This is a genomic window from Hymenobacter sp. M1-2, from assembly GCF_057808495.1.
In genome coordinates, this window is sequence record NZ_JBTYZO010000010.1 from 129373 (window position 1) to 138181 (window position 8809).

At 62.0% G+C, this 8809-nt stretch carries 5 protein-coding genes; 1 reads left to right on the top strand and 4 read right to left on the bottom strand.

Features of this window, described 5'->3' with window-relative positions:
- The first annotated feature begins 416 nt into the window (after positions 1-416).
- Positions 417-2108: an FAD-dependent oxidoreductase gene (locus ACYSMN_RS11605; protein ID WP_488924044.1), complete on the top strand. Its 1692-nt coding sequence runs from the start codon at positions 417-419 to the stop codon at positions 2106-2108.
- Positions 2109-2298: 190 nt separating this feature from the next.
- On the opposite strand, the gene ACYSMN_RS11610 is transcribed toward ACYSMN_RS11605, so the two are convergent.
- The 4 genes from ACYSMN_RS11610 to ACYSMN_RS11625 all read right to left on the bottom strand — a co-directional run bounded on the left by ACYSMN_RS11610 (position 2299) and on the right by ACYSMN_RS11625 (position 8591).
- Positions 2299-3861, bottom strand: a complete 1563-nt coding sequence (locus tag ACYSMN_RS11610; protein ID WP_488924045.1) for a PepSY domain-containing protein — start codon at positions 3859-3861, stop codon at positions 2299-2301.
- A gap of 59 nt (positions 3862-3920) precedes the next feature.
- Complete coding sequence (locus tag ACYSMN_RS11615; RefSeq protein ID WP_488924046.1) at positions 3921-6281, bottom strand: TonB-dependent receptor; 2361 nt, start codon at positions 6279-6281, stop codon at positions 3921-3923.
- 140 nt (positions 6282-6421) lie between these two features.
- Positions 6422-6802: a hypothetical protein gene (locus tag ACYSMN_RS11620; RefSeq protein WP_488924047.1), complete on the bottom strand. Its 381-nt coding sequence runs from the start codon at positions 6800-6802 to the stop codon at positions 6422-6424.
- Between the two features lie 181 nt (positions 6803-6983).
- A complete protein-coding gene (locus tag ACYSMN_RS11625) occupies positions 6984-8591 on the bottom strand; it encodes a nuclease-related domain-containing protein (RefSeq protein WP_488924048.1) in 1608 nt (535 codons plus the stop codon).
- Between the last annotated feature and the right edge of the window lie 218 nt (positions 8592-8809).

The following is an 8809-nucleotide window of genomic DNA, read 5'->3' on the forward strand; positions in this document are numbered from 1 at the left end:
CGCGTAGCGGTGCCAGATCGGCGGGCGTCTCTGGCACCGCTACGCGGCGCGGGGGTGGTTCAGGTCTGGTTTTCTACAATCCTTCGGCCGCTACGCGGCAACTTGGGTGAGTTAGTTGAAGTCTTCGGTTTGGTGACTTGGGAGGGTCGGTTATCAACTTCCAAGCTCAAGTTGCCATCCGGAGCGCTCAAGTCGGCGTCTTGCACATCAAATATGCCATCTTGAACGCTCAAGTCGGCGTCTTGCACATCAAATATGCCATCTTGAACACTCAAGTTGGCATCTTGAACGTCCAAGTTGCCGTCTTGAACACTGAAGTTGCCATCTTGAACATTCTGGGAGGCAACTTGACGTAGTTAGTAGTTTTCTGCGCAGGACCTCCAACAGTAAGTCGCCTTCTACACCCCAAATTGCCTATGTCTCTCGATGAAAGTGCACCCTTGCTGGACCCAAACGACCCGTATGAGCGAGCGGCGCAGACTTTTCCGAAGCTGACTGCTGAACAGATTGATCTTATCCGGCCGTTTGGGCAGTTGCAAGCCCTGCCGGAAGGAACCGTGTTGTTTGATCGGGGCCAGCGGAGCGTCGATTTTTTTGTGGTGCTGGTAGGCTCCATTGACATTTACGAGTACACGCCCGCCGGAACGCAGGTCATCACGGTACACCGGGAGCAGCAGTTCACCGGCGAGCTGGATCTGTTCAACGACCGGGAAATTCTGGTGGGTGGCCGCATGGGCCAGGACGGGCAAATCATTCGGCTGAACCGGAGCGAGTTTCGGCGGTTGCTGGTGGCCGAGCCGGACGTGGCGGAAATCATTATGCGCGCGTTCATTCTGCGTCGGCAGGGGTTTATTGCGCACCAGCAGGGCGCCGTAAAGGTTGTCGCGCCCCGTGAGTCGGCCGATGCGCTACGTATCCGGCGCTTTCTGGACCGCAACGGCTACCCTTTTCAGGTGCTGGATGCCGGGCAGGAAGCCGGCCAAGCACTGCGGGCGGCTTGGAGCGAAGATTCGTACCAGTTGCCCCTGGTTTTCTTGCCCAACCGCGAGGCACCCCTGAGCAACCCATCAACTTTTGATCTGGCCCAGGCGCTGGGCTTGGTGGAGCAGCTACACTACGACCAGCCCTACGACGTGGCCATCATCGGGGCCGGCCCGGCCGGATTATCGGCGGCGGTGTACGCGGCGTCGGAAGGATTGTCTACCCTGCTGCTGGAAGTGGAAGCGCCCGGAGGCCAGGCCGGCACCAGCTCCCGCATCGAAAACTACCTGGGCTTTCCGCTGGGTGTATCGGGGCAGGCGCTGGCTGCGCGGGCGCAGGTGCAGGCGCATAAGTTTGGGGCCACCATTGCGTTGCCGTATCGGGTGCAGAAGCTGCATTGCGAGCAGCGGCCTTTTCGGATAGAGCTGGAGAACCAGCCGCCCGTTCAGGCCCGCACCGTGGTGGTGGCGTCGGGCGCGCGGTACCGCAAGCTCAACCTGCCCGACGAGGAACGATTTGAAGGAGCGGGTATCTACTACGCTGCTACTGCCCTCGAAGGTGAAATCTGCAAGCAGGAAGATATAGTGATTATTGGCGGCGGAAACTCGGCGGGGCAGGCGGCCGTGTTTTTGTCGCGCTACGCGCGCCACGTGCACATTCTGGTGCGCAGCCACGGCCTGGCCGATACCATGTCGGACTACCTGATTCAGCGCATTACGGCTTCGGCGCAAATCACGCTGCATCCTTACACCGAAGTAGTGGGCCTGGCCGGCGAGCGGTACCTGACGCAGGTTACGTGGCGGAACACGCAAACCGGGCAAACCGAAACCCACGGCATCCGGCACATTTTTCTGATGCTGGGCGCCCTACCCAACACGCAGTGGCTGCAAGGGTGCCTGCAAGTAGACGAAAAAGGCTTCGTGCAGACCGGCCCGGAGGCCGTTACCCAAACACCCTGGCCCCTGGAACGCCCTCCGCAACTGCTGGAAACGAGCATGCCCGGCGTTTTCGCGGCGGGAGATGTCCGGTCCGGCTCCACCAAACGAGTAGCCTCGGCAGTGGGAGAGGGAGCCATGGTAGTGAGCCAGCTGCACCAGTCGCTAGCCCTCGACTTGGTAGGCAGCTGATGTTATCAGCAGTGAGACGTTAGTACTGAGTAGTGAGACAATGCAGCGTACCTCGTTGTAGGAGTTGGCTTGTTTGGTTAAGCGAATTGCTTAACCGGACCGGCTCTGGAAATGGAGAGAATGGAATAAATACGAAATGCCCGGCTCCACTGTGCCTGTCACGGCAAGGGGAGCCGGGCATTTTCGCGTCTTACTTCACTTTCACAAACAACCACAAGCCCAGCAGCGACACGGCTAGCACGCCCGCCGCCGAGAGCATGGTGAGAGCGTCGCGGATGTTCTTGCCCAGGCTGCCCACGCCGTGGTACTTGTGCAGAAAGGCAAAAGATAGCCCCTCGTATCGGTCAGCGTTTTCGACGCGGGCGGCTAGGCGTCCGGTGGCGGGCTCCACGTAGAGCGTGGTGCGGCTAGGCGTGGCAAATGCCACTTTCATTACCGGCAGGCGCTTATTGATGAAGCCATACTCGCCCTCAAAATGGGTTATGAGCTTGGTTTCTTGGATGGCGGGCAGGGGCTGACCATCGGCTTCGCGCAGGAAAGTGGCGGCTAGCATCTGGGCGTATTGCGTGGTACCATCCGCGAGCAGCTGCCCGGTAGCGGCGCTGTAGTAGGCCACGGCGGGCGTCTGCACGGCTTCGATGGGTTGGCCGGTACTGGCTCCAGTAGCTGGCTTGTCGGGGCTTTTGGCTGGTAGAGCCTGTACTTGGTAATAAATTTGCCCATTCAACTCAGCTAGCCCCACATTCTGCACCCAGCTCCAGTCGAGGGGGAGCTGGGTGAGGTCGGTGGGGAGCTGCGTGCTGGCAATACGCGGGGCGTGCTGATAGCGCAGCCGCTCATCGGGAGCAAGCTTCATAAACACGTGCCAGGCGCCGCTGAACGCGAAAGTAAGCGTGACCAGCGCCACCGCTAAGCCCACCGTCCGGTGGTATTTGCGCAGCCAGCCCACGGAATCGGCGGCGCGGCGCGGCCGGCGGAATCGGCCCCACATCAGGCCGTAAATCACCAGCCCACTCAAAGCCGAGGCGATGATGATAGTCAGCAGTACGAGCATTACCACTACGCGTAGCGTGTTGCCGGCCAGCAAATCCAGCCACGACCAACTGTGCAGCCAGCTAAACACCCGCAAAAACGCCTGCCGGGTGGGGTTATTGAACGTGGCCAGCCGCGCGGGCATGGTTTCCACGTACACAGTCAGGCCGCTAGGCTGGCCCAGCGTAATCTTCCACACCGGCAGCAGCCGATTCACGAACGGGTAGTCCTGCGTGAAAGACGTCAGCCGCTCGGCGGCAACCACTTCGGCCACGGAATCCTGGGTGAAGTAGCGGGCCAACTGCTCGGCGTACTGCCGGTCGGCGTCCGGGGCCAGGGCCGCGCCGGTGGTAGCGCTGAAGTAACGCGGTTCCGCCATGGGGCCATCGGTTAGCACTTGATACGCGGGCTGGCCGCGCCACTGCACGAGGCGCAGATTGTGCAGGATAGCCAGCTGATACCGCGCCAGCACCTGCGCGAGAGGCACAGTCGGGCGCGGGGCGGGCGTGGGCGGTAGGGTTTCTTTGGCAATCTTGGGCCGCAGCCAGTTGCTCATCAACGGGTGCGAAAGGCCACTGAGGGTCCAGAAAATGACCGGTACTACCGTGACGATGCCGATGAGCCGGTGCCAGCGGTACATATTCCGTTGCACGAAGCGGCGGAACGAACTGGTTGGGCGCGCGGCCGTAGGGGCCGCTGCCGGTTGAGGAATGGTTTCCATGTCGCAAACAAAAAGCCCCGCGCCGCACCACATGCAGGCGTGGCGCGGGGCCGTTTTGGCTATTTTTTGCCGATGAAATTGTATTGCACCCCAACCGCCACCGTGCGGGGCGCGCCGGGCGTGAAGGTGGTACGGTCCGTGGCCGAGTTGCCGCGCGTGGCGGAGTTGGCGTACAGCTCGTTGCTCAGATTGAGCACGTTCACGAATACCTCCACGGTTTCGCGCCAGGCGTAGCCGGTGCGCAGGTTAAGCACGCTCACCCCACGCGCCCCGAAAAGGCCCTTGTCGGCGTATTGCACGCGGTTTACTTGGTCCTGGTACCAGCTGCTGATGCGCTGGTACTCGGCCGCCAAACGCAGGCCGGGTAGCCACTGCGGCTTGTAGGTGAGCTCGGTGTTGGCTATCCAGCGCGGGGCCTGGGGCATTTGCTTACCATTCACGTTTTGCACGGCATCCGAAGCCTTGGTGCTGAGCACGAACTCCTCGAACCGATGCAGGGCATTGGTGCCGCCAAAGCGGAAAAACAGTTCCTTGGTTGGCTTGTACGTCAGGCCGTACTCGATGCCGCGGTGCAGGGTTTTGCCGGCGCTTTGGTAGTCGGTGGAGTTGTCGGGCTGGCGAATGTTGAGCAGTTCGTCGCGGCCGTCGAGTTGGTAAAGGGCCACGTCTAGGTATACCTTATCGGCGAGCAGCGAAGCCCAGCCCCCGATTTCGCGGTTGTAGAAGCGGGCCGGCTTGAGGTTGTAGTAGAACTCGGCCGGGGCGCCCGCCGGGGTGGGCCGCTTGCGGAAAATAGCCGTGAGGCCGGGCGGCGAAAAGCCCTGTGAATAGTTGGCGTACAATCCGCGCCCCCGCCCCAGATTGTACGTCAGCCCGACTTTAGGCGTGGCCTGCTGGTAGGTTTTCGAGCCGCTGCTCTGGTCCAGGTAGTTGTTGTAGTCGAAGGTTAGCCGATCGAACCGGCCCCCGAGCGTGAGCTGCAAATTGGGTAGCTGGGCCAGCGGGTGCACATCGAGCTGGGCATACACGGCGGAGTTGCGCAGGTCGGTGTCGTAGTCGGCGATGGGCAGGTCCGCGCGGTTGGCCAGGATGCTGTACCGCTCCACCGACTTCCCATCCGGCCGCAGCTGGGCTTCGAGGTCCAGCTGGTGCGCGTCGTAGCGCGTGGGCGAGTAGTCGAAGCTGGCCCCGCCAATCAAATGGGCATTGAGCCAGGCAAACCGCACGCTGTGCTGGGCCAGCAGCCCGTAGCTACGAAACGAATTGACGTTGACTTCGCCACGAGCTTTGGTGGGGTCGTTGGTGGGGCTGGGCGTGGGGTTCCAGCGGATACCGTAGCTCGGGTTTTGGCCTATGCTGTTGTCGCGGAAATAGGCTGTCAGCGTGCTGGTCGTCCGCTCGCTCCACTGGTGTTCGGCGCTGAGGCGGGCCCGCAGAGCGTAGGTTTTGCGGTAGGTGAAGTCGGTGGTGGAAGAATACTCCCGGCGGTAGTAGGCCACGCTGTCCACGCTGCTGCTAGTCTGCGAGTCGTAGTCGTTGTAGGAAGCGGCGGCCGTTAGCCGGGTGTCTTCGGTCAGTGCGTATTCCAGGCGGCCGTTGAGCGAAACCTTGTCGTAGTCGGAGCTGGCCAGCCAACTGTGGCGCTGCCGGGCCACGTAGCCGCTCACGAACCCGCCCAGCTTGCTCGTCAGCATGCCGCCACCGCCAAACTGCACCCGCCGGTAACCATATTGGTCGGCTTGCAGGCCGATGCTGGCCGTGGGCACGCTGGTAGGGCGCTTGGTAAGCAGGTTGATGGCCCCGCCCACTGCCTCCGGGCCGTAGAGCGAGGAAGCCGGACCCTTCACCACTTCAATGGAGTTGATGGCGAGCGGGTTCGATTCCAGCAGGGCATTATGGTTGAACACGCCCATGGGCCGCAGCGGAATCCCATCTTCCAAATACAGAAAATAGGCATTGGTCCCAAGAGGCTGCCGAATGCCCATGGCGTGCTGCTCGTTGCCATAATTGAGCATCACCACGCCCGGCACTTTGTTGATTAATTCGGCCAGCAGCGTGGGTTTGGTGTCTTGGATGACGGTGGGCGAAAGTTTGGAAATGGCCACCGGCGCATCGGTGCGGAGCTGGGCTTCGCGGCTGGCTGTCACCACCACGGTTTGCAAGCTCTGCACCGCCGGGCTCAGTGCCACGCGCAGCGCGGTATTATCGACGGGCACGCGCACCGTAAATGGCTCGTAGCCCACCGCCGACACCACCAGCTGTTGGGCGGCAGTACTGAGCGAAAAATGGCCGTTGGCATTGGTCGCGGTGCCCGTTTGGCCGTCGGGTGTGCGGACAGTGGCGCCCGTAAGCGGTTCTTTCGTGGCCGCATCGAACACGCGGCCACTCAGCACCTGCTGGGCACTGGCTGCCTGACTCATGCACAGAGCCAGGGGAAGCAATAAAGTTTTTTTCACTAGCGCAAAAGGCTGATTGATAGCAAGCCGCGCCAAGCCCCGCAGCACGCAGTGCCGGAGCCAGACCGCGCGGGCCTGCCAGATTCCGAGAAAAACGGGGTCAATCAGCCCTGCGTGGGCGGGTGGTCGGGGCCGGGCTGGTCCCAGACGTAGGTGCCGACCCGAAACGTGCTATAGCGGGTGGTGGTGCCGTAGGTGGCGGGTGCCGCGAAACGTGGGGTTTCGGGGCTGGCACAGTAGAGAATGATTTCGGCGAAGGCCTGCTTGCTGCCCAACGGCTGCTTTTGCTCCCGGTCTTCGGCAGCTTTGAGCTGTTTGCGCAGGTGACATTTGCCGTTGCACTGTAGCTTCGGCTTGTCGCGGTTGATGCAGAGCACCCGCGCCACATAGTCGCGGTTCAGCCACCAGCTAGCCACAATGCCCAGGCGCCCGGCGCAGTGCATCGAGAGCGAGCAGAGAAGCAGAATGGCAACAGCCTGGCGCATAGACTTCAGAAGCAGCTAGCCGGGTGGCACGGCAAATGGCCGCGCACAAAGGAACAACCCACAGCGAGGAGTAACAAGCTTACGAGTGAGTACTACAGCTGGTTTCTACTCTATCGTCTTCACTTCCACTCAACACGGGCGACAATGACCATAATCGAGTGCCGCCTAGGTGCTGTACGTACTACTCTTCCGTAGGGCCTTGCGTTTCCTGCATCACGGAGTCAGTCGGTGTGCTCTCTGGATTGGAGCGCTGGGCTGAGTCGGCGGCGGGCTGGGGCGTTGAAGCTTCTTCGGAGCCCGATTCCTCGCCGGACTCTTCCCGGTTGGCTTCGTCTTCCACCACGATGGTGTCGGGCTGAATATCGGTGAGAGAAGGGGCTTGCGCCGCGGTTTCTTCCTCCGTAGCAGCAGAGCGAGACGCGGCCGCCGACTGCTCGGCATCCGAACCGCGCCACAGCTTGCCCGATACTTGCGCGAGGCCCCACACGCCCAAGCCCAGACCGCCCACGGCCGCCGCTACTAGAGCCACGCGCGGCCACTGTAATTGCCAGCTGGAACTGGGCTGCCCCGCGTGGCCGGCCATCGGTTTAGGAGCCGTGGGTTTGGCGGCTGCGGGCTTGGTAACCACCGGTTTCGCCGGTTTACTAGCCGCCGGGTTGCTGGTCACCGGGCGGGGTGTCGCCGCGGGCACGCGCGCTGCTGCGGCTGGTTGTGGCGGCGCCGTGGGTTGGCTTTGAAGCTGCTCTACCAGCCGGCCCAACTGCTGAATCCGGGTGTCTAGCTCCTGGTTGCGGGCCGCGGCTTCAGCGCGGGAAGCTTCAATGGCCGCTTCTAGTACCGCTTTTTCCCGAGTTTCCACGTCCAGACGGGCGCGCAGGGCGGCTGCTTCGGCGGCGGCCGATGGCGCCTCCGTGAGCTGGGCCTGGAGCTGGGTAATGGTCCGTTCCCGCTCCGCCTCGCGGGCTTCCATTGCCTGCCGCTGCTGGCTCAGTTCCTCGCGCACCTGCTGCCGAATGTGCTCCAGCCGCAGCTTTTCCTCCCGACTGGCCGCTGCCGGGTCAATTGGCGCCTCGCCGTAGGGTGCATCCGGGAGTAAGTCTTCGGCCCCCAGCCAGCGCCAGAGCTGCCGGGCTTTCTGCTCCCAAGGGTTAGCAGGAGTGGGCTGCTCGGCGGGTTCCGGTGCTGGTTCTACAGCGGCTTCGGAAAGCTGCTCGGCTAGCTCATCGGCCCAGGCAAGCAGCGCCTCGGGTTGAATGTTAATGTCGGGGTGAGCAAGCTGCCGGAGCCGGCGCGGCAGCTGGGCTAGGTCGCCGCTCAGCAGCTGAAAGTTTTCGGCGCCGGGCTGACGGCGCAGGTAGTTTTCCACGCCCGCCCCAAACCGTACAGGCTCGCCAAACACTACCAGTCCGGTTATAAACTCCGGTTGAATGACAACGGCTTGCAGCGGCTCGCCCAGGCCGAGCCACTGAGCCAAGGCTTCCTGCTGGCGCAGAAACTGCTCGAACGGGTTGGCGGCGGCGTGCGGGCCGTCTTGCAGCGCAAAGTTGTCCAGCTGCCAAGTGCTGTCTGAGGACACGTCCAAGAGTCCGCCTTGGGGCACCAGCCGCAGCACTGTGATGCTGCGGGGCCGTACTACTACCGCATCTAGCACTTCGCCTGCTACTTCAAAATTCCCTAGCAGCACCACCGGCAAGTCGCCAGCTTCGGCTTGCAGCACGGCGCGCACGGCCTCGTACTGCGCCTGCTGGGCGGGTTCAGGAAAAGGAGCAACTAGAAAGCTGTGCAGCATAGCGCGGGAAAAGCGAGTTTGAGCGAGCGGGAAATCTAACGCCCTGGTTCAACCAAAAGTACGAGCCAACCTGCTACAAGCCTTCAACGCACGTAAGCCTTCCTACTACACGCAGCCATCAATGAAAAGGGGAGGCAGCGGGGGGGGGACGGTTTTTTTTGGGAAGAATTTTTTTTTCACAGAAAAGGGGGGACACAGCATAGCCCACCAAAAAAAGA

What these genes read in the sequence shown, in the direction of transcription:
- ACYSMN_RS11610 (WP_488924045.1), bottom strand. Translation starts at nt 3,861, where the DNA reads ATGGAAACCATTCCTCAACCGGCAGCGGCCCCTACGGCCGCGCGCCCA.
- ACYSMN_RS11605 (WP_488924044.1), top strand. Translation starts at nt 417, where the DNA reads ATGTCTCTCGATGAAAGTGCACCCTTGCTGGACCCAAACGACCCGTAT.
- ACYSMN_RS11615 (WP_488924046.1), bottom strand. Translation starts at nt 6,281, where the DNA reads ATGAGTCAGGCAGCCAGTGCCCAGCAGGTGCTGAGTGGCCGCGTGTTC.
- ACYSMN_RS11625 (WP_488924048.1), bottom strand. Translation starts at nt 8,591, where the DNA reads ATGCTGCACAGCTTTCTAGTTGCTCCTTTTCCTGAACCCGCCCAGCAG.
- ACYSMN_RS11620 (WP_488924047.1), bottom strand. Translation starts at nt 6,802, where the DNA reads ATGCGCCAGGCTGTTGCCATTCTGCTTCTCTGCTCGCTCTCGATGCAC.